The organism is Actinophytocola sp. (assembly GCF_045807065.1).
Taxonomy (GTDB): Bacteria; Actinomycetota; Actinomycetes; order Mycobacteriales; family Pseudonocardiaceae; genus Actinophytocola.
On the sequence record NZ_JBJMIE010000099.1, the window covers coordinates 16,856 to 32,237 of the forward strand.

The 15,382-nt window shown below is 71.6% G+C and carries 13 protein-coding genes; 7 read left to right on the forward strand and 6 right to left on the reverse strand.

Annotated elements, in window-relative coordinates; translation table 11 throughout:
* Nucleotides 1-45: 45 nt before the first annotated feature.
* Both ACJ73U_RS05850 and ACJ73U_RS05855 read right to left on the reverse strand, forming a co-directional pair.
* Entirely contained in the window at nucleotides 46-429 is a 384-nt protein-coding gene (locus ACJ73U_RS05850) for a VOC family protein (protein WP_407776487.1), read from the reverse strand.
* A 19-nt stretch (nucleotides 430-448) separates the two neighbouring features.
* Nucleotides 449-910, reverse strand: coding sequence for a nuclear transport factor 2 family protein (locus tag ACJ73U_RS05855; RefSeq protein ID WP_407776488.1), 462 nt, complete (start codon nucleotides 908-910; stop codon nucleotides 449-451).
* Between the two features lie 73 nt (nucleotides 911-983).
* Here ACJ73U_RS05855 and ACJ73U_RS05860 point away from each other — a divergent pair, with 73 nt between their 5' ends.
* Both ACJ73U_RS05860 and ACJ73U_RS05865 read left to right on the forward strand, forming a co-directional pair.
* On the forward strand, nucleotides 984-1,544 hold the full coding sequence (locus ACJ73U_RS05860) for a TetR/AcrR family transcriptional regulator (RefSeq protein WP_407776489.1): 561 nt from the start codon (nucleotides 984-986) through the stop codon (nucleotides 1,542-1,544).
* 43 nt (nucleotides 1,545-1,587) lie between these two features.
* A complete protein-coding gene (locus ACJ73U_RS05865; protein WP_407776490.1) occupies nucleotides 1,588-2,565 on the forward strand; it encodes an aldo/keto reductase in 978 nt (325 codons plus the stop codon).
* A 55-nt stretch (nucleotides 2,566-2,620) separates the two neighbouring features.
* On the opposite strand, the gene ACJ73U_RS05870 is transcribed toward ACJ73U_RS05865, so the two are convergent.
* Together ACJ73U_RS05870 and ACJ73U_RS05875 are read right to left on the reverse strand one after the other, a co-directional pair.
* Nucleotides 2,621-4,381, reverse strand: a complete 1,761-nt coding sequence (locus tag ACJ73U_RS05870; RefSeq protein WP_407776491.1) for a chitinase — start codon at nucleotides 4,379-4,381, stop codon at nucleotides 2,621-2,623.
* Nucleotides 4,378-5,946: a chitinase gene (locus tag ACJ73U_RS05875; protein ID WP_407776492.1), complete on the reverse strand. Its 1,569-nt coding sequence runs from the start codon at nucleotides 5,944-5,946 to the stop codon at nucleotides 4,378-4,380. Before ACJ73U_RS05875 ends, ACJ73U_RS05870 begins: the two co-directional genes overlap by 4 nt.
* Nucleotides 5,947-6,264: 318 nt before the next feature.
* On the opposite strand from ACJ73U_RS05875, the gene ACJ73U_RS05880 reads away from it, so the two are divergent.
* The 3 genes from ACJ73U_RS05880 to pxpB all read left to right on the forward strand — a co-directional run bounded on the left by ACJ73U_RS05880 (nucleotide 6,265) and on the right by pxpB (nucleotide 10,044).
* Nucleotides 6,265-7,575, forward strand: coding sequence for an MFS transporter (locus ACJ73U_RS05880; protein WP_407776493.1), 1,311 nt, complete (start codon nucleotides 6,265-6,267; stop codon nucleotides 7,573-7,575).
* Between the two features lie 190 nt (nucleotides 7,576-7,765).
* Complete coding sequence (locus tag ACJ73U_RS05885; RefSeq protein WP_407776515.1) at nucleotides 7,766-8,518, forward strand: LamB/YcsF family protein; 753 nt, start codon at nucleotides 7,766-7,768, stop codon at nucleotides 8,516-8,518.
* Entirely contained in the window at nucleotides 8,515-10,044 is a 1,530-nt protein-coding gene (pxpB, locus tag ACJ73U_RS05890; protein WP_407776494.1) for a 5-oxoprolinase subunit PxpB, read from the forward strand. Before ACJ73U_RS05885 ends, pxpB begins: the two co-directional genes overlap by 4 nt.
* Here pxpB and ACJ73U_RS05895 read toward each other — a convergent pair.
* The gene (locus ACJ73U_RS05895) at nucleotides 9,989-10,660 is read right to left on the reverse strand and encodes a GntR family transcriptional regulator (protein WP_407776495.1); all 672 of its coding nucleotides are present in this window, start codon (nucleotides 10,658-10,660) and stop codon (nucleotides 9,989-9,991) included. The two genes, pxpB and ACJ73U_RS05895, sit on opposite strands and share 56 nt — an antisense overlap.
* A gap of 169 nt (nucleotides 10,661-10,829) precedes the next feature.
* Between ACJ73U_RS05895 and ACJ73U_RS05900 the strand changes: the two genes are divergently transcribed.
* Nucleotides 10,830-14,258, forward strand: a complete 3,429-nt coding sequence (locus tag ACJ73U_RS05900) for a phosphodiester glycosidase family protein (protein ID WP_407776496.1) — start codon at nucleotides 10,830-10,832, stop codon at nucleotides 14,256-14,258.
* An 84-nt stretch (nucleotides 14,259-14,342) separates the two neighbouring features.
* The gene (locus ACJ73U_RS05905; protein ID WP_407776497.1) at nucleotides 14,343-14,795 is read left to right on the forward strand and encodes a hypothetical protein; all 453 of its coding nucleotides are present in this window, start codon (nucleotides 14,343-14,345) and stop codon (nucleotides 14,793-14,795) included.
* Here ACJ73U_RS05905 and ACJ73U_RS05910 read toward each other — a convergent pair.
* On the reverse strand, nucleotides 14,784-15,377 hold the full coding sequence (locus ACJ73U_RS05910; RefSeq protein WP_407776498.1) for a TetR/AcrR family transcriptional regulator C-terminal ligand-binding domain-containing protein: 594 nt from the start codon (nucleotides 15,375-15,377) through the stop codon (nucleotides 14,784-14,786). The two genes, ACJ73U_RS05905 and ACJ73U_RS05910, sit on opposite strands and share 12 nt — an antisense overlap.
* Nucleotides 15,378-15,382 lie beyond the last annotated feature (5 nt).

Below are 15,382 nucleotides of genomic sequence, written 5' to 3' on the forward strand. Positions count from 1 at the left end.
GTGTGCTGTGGTGTGCCGCGGTGGACCGGGGGGCCGCCGCGGCACTCACAGCTCCGGGAGGCGGCGGCGCAGCAGGCAGAACTCGTTGCCCTCCGGGTCCTGGAGGGTGTGCCACGACTCCTCGCCCGTCTGGCCGATGTCGGCCGGGCGGGCGCCCAGCGACAGCAGGCGCGCCAGCTCCGCGTCCTGGTCCCGGTCCACCGGGTTCACGTCGAAGTGCAGGCGCAGCTTGCCCCTCTTCGGCTCGGTCGTGCGGCCGAACACCAGTGTCGGTGTCCCGCCGCCGAAACCACTCGCCGGGCCGATCTCGATGCCGTCGTCCTCGGCTTCGCGGCTCAGCTCCACGTACCCGAGGACCTCGCACCAGAAACGGGACAGCGCGACGGGATCGGCGCAGTCGATGACCAGTTCGGACAGTCGGCAGCTCATGGACCCGAGACTAGCCCCTTCACCGCAACGGAAACTCCACCCCGTGCTCGGCCTCCGGGCGCGGGCCGAGGATGCGCCGCTCCGCCTCCTCGATGCGGACGTCGTTGATGCTCGCCTCACGCCGCGCCATCAGACCGTTCTCGGCGAACTCCCACAGCTCGTTGCCGTAGCTGCGCCACCACTGGCCGTCCGCGTCGCGGCACTCGTACTGGAAGCGGACGCCGATGCGGTTGCCGTCGAACGCCCAGAGGTTCTTGCGCAGCGCGTAGTCCAGCTCGCGCGCCCACTTCCTGGTCAGGAACGCGACCACCTCGTCGCGGCCGGTGACGAACGTGTCCCGGTTGCGCCAGACCGTGTCCGGTGTGTATGCCATGGCCACGCGCCGCGGGTCGCGGGTGTTCCAGGCGTCCTCGGCGGCCTGCACCTTCGTCAGCGCGGTCTCGTGCGAGAACGGGGGAAACGGCGGACGGCTTTCGGGCACGAGCCACCTCCGAGCGAGAACCTTCGTTCTCACGTAAGCTAGAGAACGAAGGTTCTCGAAGTCAAGGAACACGATGCCGACGAACGCGATGGATCTCCGGACCGCCGAGACACGCGTGCTCGACGCCGCCGCGCGGCTCTTCTACGCCCGCGGCGTGCAGACCGTGGGCATGGACGACATCCGCGACGCGTCCGGCGTCTCACTCAAGCGCCTCTACCAGCTCTTCCCCAACAAGGAGCACCTCGTCACGGCGTACCTCCGGCGCCGCGACGTGTGGTGGCGTGCCCGCCTGGCCGAGCACGTGGCCACCGTCGACGACCCGCGGCAGCGGCCGCTGGCGGTGTTCGACTGGATGGACGGCTGGTTCCACGAGCCCGACTACCGGGGCTGCGCGTGGATCAACTGCTACGGCGAGTTGGGTGCGACGTCCCGCGCCGTCGCCGAGGAGGCCCGCACGCACAAGGAGGGCTTCGGCGCGTTCCTGCGTGCTCTCGCCGTCGACGCCGGCCTGCCCGCGGACACCGGGGACCACCTGTTGCTCCTGGCCGAGGGCGCGATCGTGACGTCCGCGCTCACCGGCGACCTCGACGCGGCCAGGAAGGCACGGGCGGCCGCGGCGAAGCTCGTGGGCTAACGTCGAGGCCATCCGGAGCGTAGTGAAGGAGCGACCCAATCCAATGCGGTACAGGCGACTCGGCCGGTCCGGCCTGGAAGTGTCCACAGTGGTCCTCGGCTGCATGAGCTTCGGGGATCCCGACCGCGGCCACCACACGTGGTCGCTCGACCTGGAGGCGTCGCGACCGATCATCCGGGCGGCGCTCGAAGCGGGCATCACCACGTTCGACACCGCCAACGTCTACTCCCTCGGCTCGAGCGAGGAGATCACCGGCAGGGTGCTCAACGAGTTCGCGAAGCGCGACGAGGTCGTCATCGCGACGAAGGTGCACGGGCGGATGGGCCCCGGACCGAACGGCGCCGGCCTGTCCCGCGGCGCGATCATGACCCAGATCGACGCGAGCCTGCGCCGCCTCGGCACGGACTACGTCGACCTGTACCAGATCCACCGGTTCGACCCGAAGGTCCCGATCGAGGAGACCATGGAGGCCCTCCACGACGTGGTGCGCGCCGGGAAGGCCCGGTACATCGGCGCGTCCTCGATGTGGACGTGGCAGTTCGCGCGGATGCAACACGCCGCGGACCTGAACGGCTGGACCCGGTTCGTGTCCATGCAGGACCAGTACAACCTGATCATGCGCGAGGAGGAGCGGGAGATGCTCCCGTACTGTCTCGACCAGGGGGTCGGCACGCTGCCGTGGAGCCCGCTCGCGCGCGGGAGGCTGACCCGCGACTGGGACGAGGCGACCGCCCGCTCGGAGAACGACAACTTCGGCGGCACCCTGTACCGGCAGGCGGAGGAGGCGGACCGCCGCGTGGCGGCCGCGGTCGCGGCGGTGGCGAGCGAGCGCGGGGTGTCGCGTGCGCGGGTCGCCCTGGCGTGGCTGCTGCACCAGCCGGCGGTCACGGCCCCGATCGTGGGCGTGACCAGGCCCCACCACCTGGACGACGCGGTCGCGGCCGTGGACCTGACGCTCTCGGCCGAGGAACTGTCCCGCCTGGCGGCCGACTACATCCCCCACCAGCCAGAAGGCTTCTGACGGGCCGCCTCGTCGAGCCCGCCGGTTCAGGTCGGCGGGCTCGACGAGGCGTCTTTCACGGGAGCCCGTTGAGGAACGGGCGGTGGCTGTTCTGGAACTCCCAGCCGTAGTACCGGTCCCAGTTGACGGACCACGTCATCAGGCCGCGGATGCCCGGTGACGCGCCGCCCCGCAGCGTGTAGCCGCCGCAGTTCTGGTTGCGCGCCAGGCAGTTCACGGCCTGCTGGACGACTCCCGGCGCGATGTACCCGTTGCCGGCGCTGACGGCCGCCGGAAGACCGACCGCGATCTGGTCGTCGCGCAGCCCGGGGAACGTCTGACCCGTGCCGGCGACCGGGAACCCGGCCCTGAGCATGTCGCCCATCGCGATCGGGAAGTCCGCGCCGCCCATGGTGTGGTACTGGTTGTCCAGTCCCATGACCGGACCCGAGTTGTAGTCCTGGACGTGCAGCACGGTCAGCGCGTCCCGCAGCGCGTGGATCACCGGCAGGTACGAGCCGGTCCGGTTGTCGCCGCCGCCCGCGCCGCCGTAGAACTGGTACCCCACCTGGACGAAGAACGTCTCCGGCGCCATCGTCAGCACGAACCTGCCGCCATAGCGCGACTTCAGCGTCCGCAGCGCCGAGATCAGGTTCACGATCACCGGCGTGGTCGGGTTGCGGAAGTCCGTGTCACCGGCGTTGAGGTACAGCGAGTGCCCCTCGAAGTCGACGTCCAGACCGTCCAGGCCGTACTTGTCGATGATGGCCGAGACCGACCGGACGAACGTGTCACGTGCCGCCGTCGTGGTGAGCTGCACCTGCCCGTTGGCGCCGCCGATCGAGATCAGGACCTTCTTGCCCTGTGCCTGTTTCGCGCGGATCGCCGCGATGAACTCGGCCTCCGACTCGACGTTCGGGCACTCCGCCACCGGACAGGGCGTGAACCGGATGTCCCCGGAGGTCGCCGAGGTCGGCTCGCCGAAGGCCAGGTCGATGATGTCCCACGCCGCGGGCACGTCCGCCAGCCGGATGTACCCGGACCCGTTGGCGAAGCTCGCGTGCAGGTAGCCGATCAACGCGTGCCGCGGCAGGTCCGCCTGCTGGCAGCCGGACGTGGCGCCGGCGGCCGACGCACTGCGGGCCGACTCCCCCGCCGTGTTGTAGGCCGCCACGGTGTAGCTGTGGGTTTCGCACGCGCCGAGCCCGGTGATGGTCGTCGACGTGCCGGAAACGGTGGCACGTACCGAGTTCCCCTCGTAGACCCGGTAGCCGGTGGCGCCGCCGACCGCCGGCCACGACAGCGCGATCGACGACGCCGTGACCGCGGTGACCGTCGGGTTCCCCGGTGCGGCGGGCGCGCCCGGGTTGCCCGGGTTGCCGCCGCCGGGGCCGTCGAGCACCACGTCGTCGGCGTAGTAGGTGCCCGTGCCGTACCAGCCGTGCAGGTAGAGCTGCGCGGACGTCTGCCCGGCGGCCGTGGTGAACGACAGCGCCAGCTGGTTGTAGGACGCGGACCCGGACCACGTCGACGGCCCGTTCGTGATGCCGAGGTACACGGGGTTGCCGAGCACCCAGGCCGACACCGTGTACGTCGTGTTGGGCACGACCGTGACGGTCTGGGTGCACTGGGCGTTGTCGGACGCGGTCGCCGCGCCGGCCAGGGCGTAGCCGCCGGAGTGGACCGGGCTCGTCACCGCGCTGCCGCCGGAGCACGACCAGCCGCCGAGGTTGCCGGACTCGAAGCCGGCGTTGGTCAGCAGGTTCGCCGCGCTCGCGGGCTGTGCCCCGGCGAGGATCATCAGGAGCGCGGCCACCGCCCCGAGTACCCGCCTCATGGCAGCGTGTCCAGGAACGGCGCGACGGTGCGCGAGAAGTTGTACCCGTTGCTGGCGTCCCAGTTGATCGACCACGTCATGGCGCCGCGGATGTCCGGGTACGTGTGCGGCGGGTGGAACGAGCCGCAGTTCGTGCCGCGGGCGAGGCAGTCGAGCGCGTTGGTGAGGACCGACGGGGCGACCACGCCGCCGCCCGCCGCGCCCGGCCCGGCGGGCAGGCCGATGGCGACCTGGTCCGGGCGCAGCCCGTTCTCCAGCTGGATGCACGCGAGCGCGGTGATGAAGTTGACCGAGCCCTGGGAGTACGCCTGGGACTGGTCGCAGCCGAGCATCGAGCCGGAGTTGTAGAACTGGGTGTGGACGACCGTGAGGATGTCCTTGATGTTCAACGCCAGCGCGAAGTACGAGCCCCCGGTCGACTGCATGTCGATGGTCTGCGGGGCCATCGTGATGATCAGGCCGGAGCCCACCTGGTTGCGCAGGTTCCGCAGCGCCTGGGCCATGAAGGTGGGGTTGACCCCGTTCTCCAGGTCGATGTCGACGCCGTCGAAGCCGTAGGTCGACATGATCGACCGGACGCTGTTGGCGAAGTTGGTGGCCGAGTTGGCGTCGCCGACCGACACCGTCCCGGTCTCCCCGCCGACGGAGAGGATCACCTTCTTGCCTCGGCTGTGCAGGGTCGCCACGTCGGCCTTGAACTGGTCGTTGGTGTATCCGCCGAGCGCGGAGGACAGCTCGGGGTCGACGCCGAAGGCGACCGCACCGGGCGTGGACGTCGCCGTGGCGAACGCGACCGCGACCATGTCGTACTCGTTCGGCACGGCCGACAGCCGCAGCTCGGTCGCCGGGTTGACGAAGTTGTGCCAGTAGCCGGTGAGCAGGTGCCGCGGCAGGGCGGCCTGCTGGCACCCGGCGGTGGTGCCGGTGACGGCCCCGCTGCGGGCGGACTCCCCGGTCGCGTTGTACGCGGTCACGACGTAGGACCGGCTGGTGCAGGCGGCGAGCCCGCTGACGGTCGCCGAGGTGCCGGAAACCGTGCTGAGCAACGAGTTCCCGTCGTAGACCCGGTACCCGGTCGCGCCGGTCACGGCGTTCCAGCCCAGCGTGATGCTGCTGGTGGTGGTCGCGGTGACGCGGACGTTGGCGGGCGTGGCCGGCGCGCCGGGCTGGGTGGTGCCGCCGCCCGCGCAGTCGAGCCCGTTCACCTTGCAGCTCTGCGGCGTCCCGGACCCGCTGACGAGGAACCCGAAGCTGGCGGACCCGCCGGGCGCGAGCGTGCCGTTGTAATCGCGGTTGGTGAACGTGTGGTGGTTGCCGCTGGAGGTGAGCAGGGCATCCCAGTAGCTGCCGAGCGTGGTGCCGGCCGGCAGGTCGAACTCGACCCGCCAGCTGGTGATCGTGGCCGTGCCGCCGTTGGTGATCGTGTACCTGCCCTCCCAGCCGGACCCCCAGTCGGAGGTCTTGACGAAGACGGCGGTCTCCCCGGCGGCGGCGGCCGGGGCGGCGGGCAGCAGGGCGAGCCCGAGGAGGAGCGCGGAGAGGACGGTGAACAGGCGGCGTCGCATGACAACCTCCGAAACACGCGGTGAGCAGGGGGTAACCGCGAGGTTGCCTACTTGTCTAGACCAATCCACCCCAGTTGTCCAGACCTATCCCCAAAACCCGCGAGTCCAACGCTCCAGCCCTCCGTGTCCAACGCGGCGGACAGGCGAGTTCGACAAAACGCACCCGTGCTCGCGGCACGTTCGGTTCAACTCACGGGTCGCGAGTGTTGGACACGCGCGTTCGGCAGGTTGGACACGCGCAGAACGTAGTATTGCCGGATTGTAGGGCGATATCTACCCTGGGTTTCATCCTGCACGCCGGCCGAGGGATGTGACCTCATGACCGTCGACAAACGCGCGCTTCGCCGCGCCTACACCGCCAGCCTCTCCGGAACCGCCCTGGAGTACTACGACTTCGCCGCGTACTCGGTCGCCGCGGCCACCGTCTTCGGCGACCTGTTCTTCCCCTCCGGCAACGACCTCGCCGGCACCATGGCCGCGTTCTCGACCTACGCGGTCGGCTACCTCGCGCGGCCGCTGGGCGGGTTCGTCTTCGGCCGGCTCGGCGACGTGATCGGCCGCAAGAAGGTCCTCGTGTACACCCTTCTGCTGGCCGGCATCGGGACGTTCCTGATCGGCCTGCTGCCCACCTACGCCACGCTCGGTGGCGGCGCAGCCGTCCTGCTCGTGCTGCTGCGCTTCGCCCAGGGCATCGCGGTCGGCGGCGAGTGGGGCGGCGCGGTCCTGCTCTCCAGCGAGTACGGCGACCCGAGGCGGCGCGGCTTCTGGGCCTCCGCCGCGCAGATCGGGCCGCCCGCCGGGACGCTGCTCGCCAACGGCGTCATCGCCCTGCTGAACGGGCTCCTCACCGACGCCGCGTTCAACTCCTGGGGCTGGCGCGTCGCGTTCCTGCTGTCCGCCGCGCTCGTCGCGTTCGGGCTGTGGATCCGGCTGCGGCTCGAGGAGACCCCCGTCTTCAAGCAGATCGCGGCACACCAGGACCGCCCGGACGCGCCGGTGTCGGAGGTCACCCGCACGGAACTGCGCGCGGTGCTCGCCGGCCTGCTGGTGCGTGTCTGCCCCGACGTCCTGTACTCGCTGTTCACGGTGTTCGTGTTGACCTACATCGTGAAGGAGTTGGGCATGAGCAAGGCGCAGGGCTCCGCCGCCATCATGATCGGCTCGGCGGTGCAGCTCGCGCTGATGCCGGCGTTCGGCGCGCTGTCCGACCGGATGAACCGCCGCAAGCTCTACCTGTACGGCACGATCGCGGCCGCCGCCTGGCCGTTCGTGTTCTTCCCGCTGGTCTCCGGCGGCTCGTTCTGGGCGCTCGCGCTGGGCGTGGTCGTCGCGCTGGTCATCCACGCCGCGCTGTACGGCCCGCAGGCCGCGCTGATCACCGAGCAGTTCTCGCCACGCCTGCGCTACACCGGCAGCTCACTCGCCTACACGCTCGCGGGCGTCATCGGCGGCGCGCCGGCCCCGCTCGTCCTGGCCGCGCTGCTCAACTGGACGGGCTCGTGGGTGGTCCTCGCGGTCTACCTGGTGCTCACCGCCGTGCTGACCGTGGTTGGCTTGGTGTTGGCCCGCGACCCGGCCGAGGAGGACGCGGAGCCCGAGTCGAGGTCCGAGGAGGCGGTGCCGTCGTGAGCGGAGCTCGCGGAGCGCACGATGTATGGTCAGGACGGCACCTCACCTGCGGCTGGGCGCACGAGTGGGACTTTCGTAGAAGACCACCGCGCGAGTGGGACTTTCGTACGGGTCCGGGGAGCAGGATGCGCGGTTCGCTCGTTGCCATGTGGACAGCGTCGGGCGGGGCGGGCGAGGGGGCGTCGTGACGATGGTCGACCTGAACTGCGACATCGGCGAGGGTTTCGGTGTCTGGCGCATCACCGACGACGACGCGTTGCTGGCCGTGGTGTCGAGTGCGAACATCGCGTGTGGCTTCCACGCGGGCGACCCCGGCACCATGCGCCGGGCGTGCGTGACCGCGGTCGAGCACGGGGTGGCGATCGGCGCGCAGGTCAGCTACCGCGACCTCGCGGGCTTCGGCCGCCGGTTCATCGACGTGCCGCCGGCGGACCTCGTGGACGACGTCCTCTACCAGCTGTCGGCGCTCGACGGGCTCGCGCGGGTGTCCGGCGGCCGGATGAGCTACGTGAAGCCGCACGGCGCGCTGTACAACGCGATCGTGACGAACGAGGCCCAGGCGGCGGCGGTCGTCGAGGCAGTCCGGCGGTTCGACCCGTCGCTCGCGGTGCTCGGCCTGCCGGGCTCGCGGTGGCTGGCGCTTTCGGCGGAGGCGGGGCTGGCGACCGTGCCGGAGGCGTTCGCGGACCGGGCGTACACCCCGTCGGGCACCCTGGTGTCCCGCCGCGAGCCGGGGTCGGTGGTGAGTGATCCTTCGCTCGTGGCCGAACGTGCCGTGCGGTTCGCGACCGAGGGCACGGTGGTCGCGGTCGACGGGTCGGTGGTGCCCGCGCCGGCACGGTCGATCTGCGTGCACAGCGACACGCCCGGCGCGCTCGCGCTGGTCGAGGCGGTGCGGGACGCGCTGGCCGCGGTCGGGGTCGAGGTGGCGAGCTTTCGGTGAGGATTCGCCGGTGCGGTGAGGCGGCGCTGCTGATCGAGACCGAGGACGTGCTCGGCTGGTACGCCGCGCTCACCGCCCGGCCGCTGCCCGGCGTCGTCGACCTGGTGCCGGCGGCTGCCACGGTGCTGGTGCGGTGCGAGTCCGGTGTGGACTTCGAGGCCGTGGTGTCGCGCCTGTCCGAGCTGACCCCGCACTCGACCGCGGTCACCGGGGACGAGGTGACCATCCCCGTCCGGTACGACGGCGCGGACCTCGCCGAGGTCGCGGCGGCGACGGGCATGTCCGAGGACGAGGTCGTGACCGTCCACACGGGACCGGAGTACACGGTGGCGTTCACCGGCTTCGCGCCGGGCTTCGGTTATCTGACCGGACTGGACGAGCGGCTGCGGTTGCCGCGCCGGGACTCGCCCCGCACCCGCGTGCCGGCCGGGGCGGTGGCGGTCGCGGGCGAGTTCACCGGGGTGTACCCGCGACCGTCGCCGGGCGGGTGGCACCTGCTGGGCAGTACGACCGTGCCGCTGTGGGAGCCGAGCCGGGAGCCGCCCGCGCTGCTCCACCCCGGCACGAAGGTCCGTTTCGAGGCGGTCTCGTCACTGCCGCCGGTCGCTGCCGTCCCGGTGTCGGCCTCCGTCGTGTCGGGCGGCATCGAGGTCGTCCGGTGCGGACCGCTGGGCACGGTCCAGGACGCCGGCCGGCCCGGGTACGCCTCGCTCGGCGTCGGCCACTCGGGGTTCGCGGACGCGGTGTCCGCGACGCTCGCGAACCGGTTGGTGGGCAACGTCCCGTCGGCGGCCTGCCTGGAGCTGTCGTTCGGCGCGACGCTGCGGTTCCGCGAACGGGTCCGGGTGGCGGTGACGGGTGCGACGTGCCCACTGACCAGGGACGGGCGGGGCGAGGCCATGAACGCGCCGTTCACCGTCTCCGCTGGGGAGACCCTCGTCGTCGGGCCGGCGTCGGTCGGGTTGCGCGCGTACGTGGCGGTCCGCGGCGGCATCGCGGTGCCGGCGACGCTCGGCTCCCGCTCGACGGACGTGCTCTCCGGCCTCGGCCCGGACCCCCTGGCGCGGGGCGCGGTGCTGCCGATCGGCGACGCGTACGCCGGCCCACCGCCGCCGGTGGAGGTGGCCCCGGTCGCCACGCCGTCCACCGGGGAGCTGACGGTCCACGTGACGCCGGGCCCCCGCGACGACTGGTTCCCCGGGGACGCCTTCTTCGACGGCCGCTACGAGGTGACGGCCGAGAGCAACCGGGTGGGCGTGCGCCTCTCGGGTCCCGCGGTGAGCCGCGCCCGGGACGGCGAGTTGCCGACGGAGGGCATGGTGGCCGGCGCGGTGCAGATCCCGCCGAGTGGGCAGCCGATCGTGTTCCTGGCCGACCACCCGGTGACCGGCGGGTACCCGGTGATCGCGGTCGTGCGCGCGGCCGACCTGCCGCTGCTCGCACAGGCACGTCCCGGCCAGGCGGTGCGGTTCAGTCGCTCCCGTACGCCGCGACGATCTGCTGCTCGGAGTCTTCCAGGTACTTGAGCAGGAGCCGTTCCGCCCGCAGCCCGTCCCTGGCCTCGACGGCGGCGAGGATCTCCTTGTTGCGTTCGAGGTACGGCTCGTGGAACCTGCGCGGGTCGGCCATGGTGTGGAAGACAAGGCGCATCTCGGCGAGGAGGTTGCGCATCAGCTCGTCGATCCGCGGGCTGCCGGCGAGCGCGCCGACGGCCTGGTGGAACAGCATGTTCGCGGTGCCGAGCGCACGCCAGTCCTCGTTGCTCATGGCGAGGTCGCCCGCCTGGACGGCCTCGATCATGGCGTCGGTCCGCGCGGGCCGCTCGGTCAGCCCCCGCACCGCGTTGCCCTCGACGAGCTTGCGCACCCGGTAGAGATCGACGACGTCGTCCACCGTCAGTTTGCGGACGAAGACGCCCCGGTTCAGCTCGTGGGTGAGCAGCCGCTCGTGGGTCAGCAGCCGGAACGCCTCCCGCAACGAGTTCCGCGACACCTTGAGCGACTTGACGATCGCCTCCTCGGCGAGCCGCTCCCCTGGCAGGTAGACCCCGGTGATGATGCGCTCCCGCAACGCCGCGGCGAGCAGCTCGACGGTACTGGCGCGATCGAAGAGCCTCCGATCCGCGTCCAGCGAGGCGTCCACAAGCACTCCCAACGTCACTGACCAGCGACGTCCCGAGTCTATCGGATCGCCCTACAATCCTGCGTCCCACCGGGGACGCAGGATGGACGAGACCCTCGGCCATCGGAAATTTCCTTTCCGGTCATCTCCCGGGCTGGTAAATCTTCGACCTCAAGCGCAGACTTTGCTCGTGTCGACGAAGTCCTTACGCCTGCTCGCCTTCCTCGCCGCCGCCGCCTCGGCCATGGCGCTCGCGACGCCCGCGCAAGCGGACCCGGTCCTCGATCCCAACGCCTCGACCAGCGACGCCGCCGCCTTCCCCGGCGACGACTTCCTCCCGAACGCGAACCGGACTCCGGCCGCGGTCGCGACGGAGCCGCGGCTCGAGACCGCCACCCGGACCAGGCCCGTCGCGCCCGGGGTGACGCTGCGCTCCTTCGACCGGTACGGCCCCGACGCCTACTCCGGCACCCCCACCTGGCTCCAGGGCGACAGCCTCACCGTCGACCTCACCAAGGGCACCACCGTCGACTACCTCTTCCCCGGCCAGGTCGCCAAGGGCGCCCCGCTCACCGACACCGCCGACCGTGCCGGCGCGGTGGCCGCCGTCAACGGGGACTTCTTCGACATCAACAACTCCAACGCCGCACTCGGCGTCGGCATCCGGAACGGCCAGCTGATCCAGTCGCCGGACACCGACGCCACCTGGCGCCAGTCGTCCGCGATCTTCACCGAGAACGGGATCGGCGACATCGGTGAGGTCCTCTTCCGGGGCACCGTCAGGACCCCCACCGGCGACCAACCCCTCGACGGCGTCAACAAACCGACGCTCCAGCCGAACGGCGTCGAGGCCTTCACCCCGCTCTGGGGCACCTACTGCCGCTGCCGCGCGACGCAGGGCGCGACCGCCGTCGCCGAGGTCGAGGTCACGAACAACGAGGTGACCGCCGTCCGCGACACCGCGGGCGAGGGCGCCATCCCCGACGGCACCATGGTCCTCGTCGGCCGGGACGCCGCCGCGGCCACGCTGAGGACGCTCAGGCCCGGCGACCGCGTCAGCATCGACTACCAGGCCCGCACCGCCGACGACCAGAAGATCCACGCCGCCGTCAACGGCCGCCAGCTCCTCGTCGTCGACGGCGTCGCCCAGAAGTCCAGCCAGGGCAACAACGTGCCCACCGCGCCCCGCACCGCCCTCGGCTTCTCCAAGGACGGCAAGCGGTTGTTCCTGCTCACCGCCGACGGCCGCCAGCCCGCCTTCGCCGACGGCCTCGGGCTCGACGAGCTGGCGACCATGATGGTCGAGCTGGGTGCCTACACCGCGGTCAACCTCGACGGCGGCGGCTCCACGACGATCGTCGCCCGCGAGCCGGGCGGAACCACGACACAGCTGGAGAACGTGCCGTCCGACGGCGTGGAACGCAACGTGCCCAACGGTCTCGGCCTCTTCGCACCCAGGGGTTCCGGGCGCCTCAGGGCGTTCTGGGTCGAGACGCGGCTCGACCCGACCCGTGCCGCGGGCTCGTCCACCGTCGCGCCGAGCCACCCCGAGCGCGTCCTGGCGGGGCTCTCCCGCACCCTCACCGCGGCCGGCTACGACGAGACCTACGGGCCCGCCAAGGGGAACCCGCACTGGCACACCACCAACGGCACCGTCCGCGACGGCGTCTTCACCGGCCGGCGGGAAGGCACGGCCACGGTCGTCGCCGAGGACCGGAACGCGCGGGGCGAGATCGGTCTCACGGTCCTCGGCCCGGTCCAGCGCACTGCCGCGACACGCGAGCAGATCGCGTTGACCAGCGCCGGCGAGTCCGGCACCTTCGGCGTCCTCGGCTACGACAGCGAGGGCAACGGCGCGCCGGTCGAGCCGCGGGACGTCACCCTGTCCTACGACACGAACCTGCTCGACATCACGGCGGGTGCCGACGGCCAGTACACCGTGACGGCCAAGCAGGGCACCGGTTCCGCGCTCGTCACCATCGACGTCCGCGGCAAGAGGTCCGTGCTGCCGGTCACCGTCGGCCTCACCGAGGTCCCCGTCGCCGACTTCACCGACCCGGCCGGCTGGACGTTCTTCGGCGAACGCGCGACCGGCGCGGTCGGCCCGGCACCCGGGCACAGCGGCCAGGGCCTGCACCTCACCTACGACTTCACCCAGAGCACCGGCACCCGCACCGGTGGCGCGCTCGCCCCGTCCGGCCTCGTGCTTCCCGGGCAGCCCAAGGCGATCCGGATGTGGGTGAAGTCGAGCGGGAAGGGCGAGTGGGCCAGTCTCCAGGCGTGGGACGGGAACGGCACGCTCCTGCCCGCGTTCCGCGCCGGCTACCTCACCTCCACGGGCTGGCGCCAGCTCGAGTTCGCGGTGCCGGCCGGCACGGTCTATCCGTTGACACTGCGGCGTTTCTACGCGGCCGAGACCGACGCGAGCAAGAGCTACCAGGGCGACCTCGTGATCGACGACGTCACCGCGCTCGTGCCGCCGACGCTCGACGTCCCGCCGCGGCCGGTGGAGCAGGACCCGATCATCCACACCACGGCGGGCGGCGACTGGCGGTTCGCGGTCATGTCCGACGCCCAGTTCGTCGCCCGCGACCCGGACAGCGACATCGTCCGCAACGCCCGCCGCACGCTGCGGGAGATCGAGGCCGCCAAGCCGGACTTCCTCGTCATCAACGGCGACCTCGTCGACGAGGCGTCCCCGGCCGACTTCGCACTGGCCAGGCAGATCCTCGACGAGGAGCTGAAGGGCCGGCTGCCCTACTACTACGTGCCGGGCAACCACGAGCGGGGCAACAACAGCCTGGACGACTTCCGGGCGGTCTTCGGGGACACGGAACAGGTCTTCGACCACCGCGGCACCAGGTTCATCACCGTGGACACCTCCGGCATCAACCTCCGCACGAGCGACTGGACCCAGCTCGGGCGCCTGCGCACCGAGCTGGACGAGGCCGCGGAGGACCGGCGGGTGAGGTCCGTCGTGCTCGTGGCACACGTCCCGCCGAGGGACCCGACGCCGGCCCGCGCGAGTGAGCTGTCCGACCGCAAGGAGGCCGCGACCATCGAGACCTGGCTGTCGGACTTCCAGAACCGGACCGGCAAGGGCGCCGCGTTCATCGGCGCCCACGTCGGCACGTTCCACGCCAGCCACGTCGACGGCGTGCCGTACTTCGTCAACGGCAACTCCGGCAAGACCCCCTCGACCCTGCCGGCGGACGGCGGTTTCACCGGTTGGTCCCTGTGGGGCGTCGACGGACGCGGCCGGGGCGGCGACTGGCTGGCCGCCGAGGTCCGCCCGCACGTCGACACGCTCACCGTGCACGCGCCCGACTCCCTCCAGGTCGGGCGGTCCACAGTGGTCAGTGCGGACCTCCGGCAGGCCGACCGGACCGTGCCGGTGGCGTACCCGGTGTCGGCCCGGTGGTCCGCGTCTCCGAGCGTCTACATCGGACATATACGGGACGCGAAGCGTCACCACAGCGCCGTGTTCGACCCGTCGACGGGTGAGCTGACCGCGCTGCGCCCGTCGACCGTGACGATCGCGGTGACCGTCAACGGCGTCACCAGCCGCCACACCCTGGCGCTGACCGCGGCACAGGCGGCCGCGGCGGGCGGGCGTTAGGCGGCTCGAACCGGCCGAACACGCAGGTGCCGGCCGCGGCCGGCCTGGTCGCCAATCCCCCGCCGCGGAGGGGACAATGTCGGGGTGACGACCTGGCGCGACACCACCTCCGAGCACGTGCAGTCCGACCTGGACCGCCTGCTGAACACCGTGCTGCCGTTCGCGGACGAGATGCTCCGCCGCCACGGCGAGTTCTACCCGTACGGCGCGGCCATCACCCGGGAGGGTGAGGAGCAGGTGTTCGCCGCCGACCCGGGCGAGGAGGAGGACCCGAACCCCTCCGAGGTGCTGACGAGCCTGGTCAGCGGCATGTCCGCGGAGGCGAACGACCTGCGCGCCGCGGCCCTGGTCAGCGACGTCACCAGCGACGAGACCGACGCGATCATGGTGCACCTGGAGCACGCCGACAGCATGGCCCTCACCGTGCTGCTGCCCTACCGCTTCGCCGACCAGGAGGCCGACGATAGCGACGTCGAGTACGAGGACATGGCCGCCACCCCAGCCGAAGCCCTCATCTGGCGCCGCTCACTCTGCTGAGCTGGACCACACACCTGCCCTGGCCGCCGCGATCGCCGCGGCAGCGGCCCGGTCCGCGACCGAGTCGTCCAGCTCCCCGGTCCCGGTGATGAACCGGTAGTACAACGGCGCGGACACGGCCCTGATGACCTCCTCGGCGTCGGTGCCCCGCGGGACCTCCCCCCGCGCCTCGGCGTCGGTCACACACGGCGCCCACTCCCTGATCCTGGCCGCGTAGAACCGGGTGAGCGCCGCCGCGGTGACCTCGTCCGAGGTCGCGGCCGCGATGATGGCCCTGAACAGCGGCCCCTGCCGCCGGTCGGTCAGCGTCTTCACGACCAGCCGCGCGTTGGCACGGAGGTCACCGTCCAGTGAGCCCGTGTCCGCCCGGGGGACCGACTCGACCACCATCTCCAGCAGCAGGTCGGTGAGCACGGCCGTCACGGTGCCCCAGCGGCGGTAGACGGTCGTCCTGCCGACCTCCGCGCGGCGCGCCAGGTCACCGAGGTCGAGACTCGCGAGTCCCTGCTCGGCCAGCACGTCCCCGGCGGCACGCAGCACCGACGCACGCACCCGCGCCGTCCGCCCACCCGGCCTCTCCACACCCG

Coding starts and splice junctions, on each gene's coding strand:
- ACJ73U_RS05865 (WP_407776490.1), top strand. CDS start 1,588: ATGCGGTACAGGCGACTCGGCCGGTCCGGCCTGGAAGTGTCCACAGTG.
- ACJ73U_RS05850 (WP_407776487.1), bottom strand. CDS start 429: ATGAGCTGCCGACTGTCCGAACTGGTCATCGACTGCGCCGATCCCGTC.
- ACJ73U_RS05885 (WP_407776515.1), top strand. CDS start 7,766: ATGGTCGACCTGAACTGCGACATCGGCGAGGGTTTCGGTGTCTGGCGC.
- ACJ73U_RS05880 (WP_407776493.1), top strand. CDS start 6,265: ATGACCGTCGACAAACGCGCGCTTCGCCGCGCCTACACCGCCAGCCTC.
- ACJ73U_RS05860 (WP_407776489.1), top strand. CDS start 984: ATGCCGACGAACGCGATGGATCTCCGGACCGCCGAGACACGCGTGCTC.
- ACJ73U_RS05870 (WP_407776491.1), bottom strand. CDS start 4,381: ATGAGGCGGGTACTCGGGGCGGTGGCCGCGCTCCTGATGATCCTCGCC.
- ACJ73U_RS05875 (WP_407776492.1), bottom strand. CDS start 5,946: ATGCGACGCCGCCTGTTCACCGTCCTCTCCGCGCTCCTCCTCGGGCTC.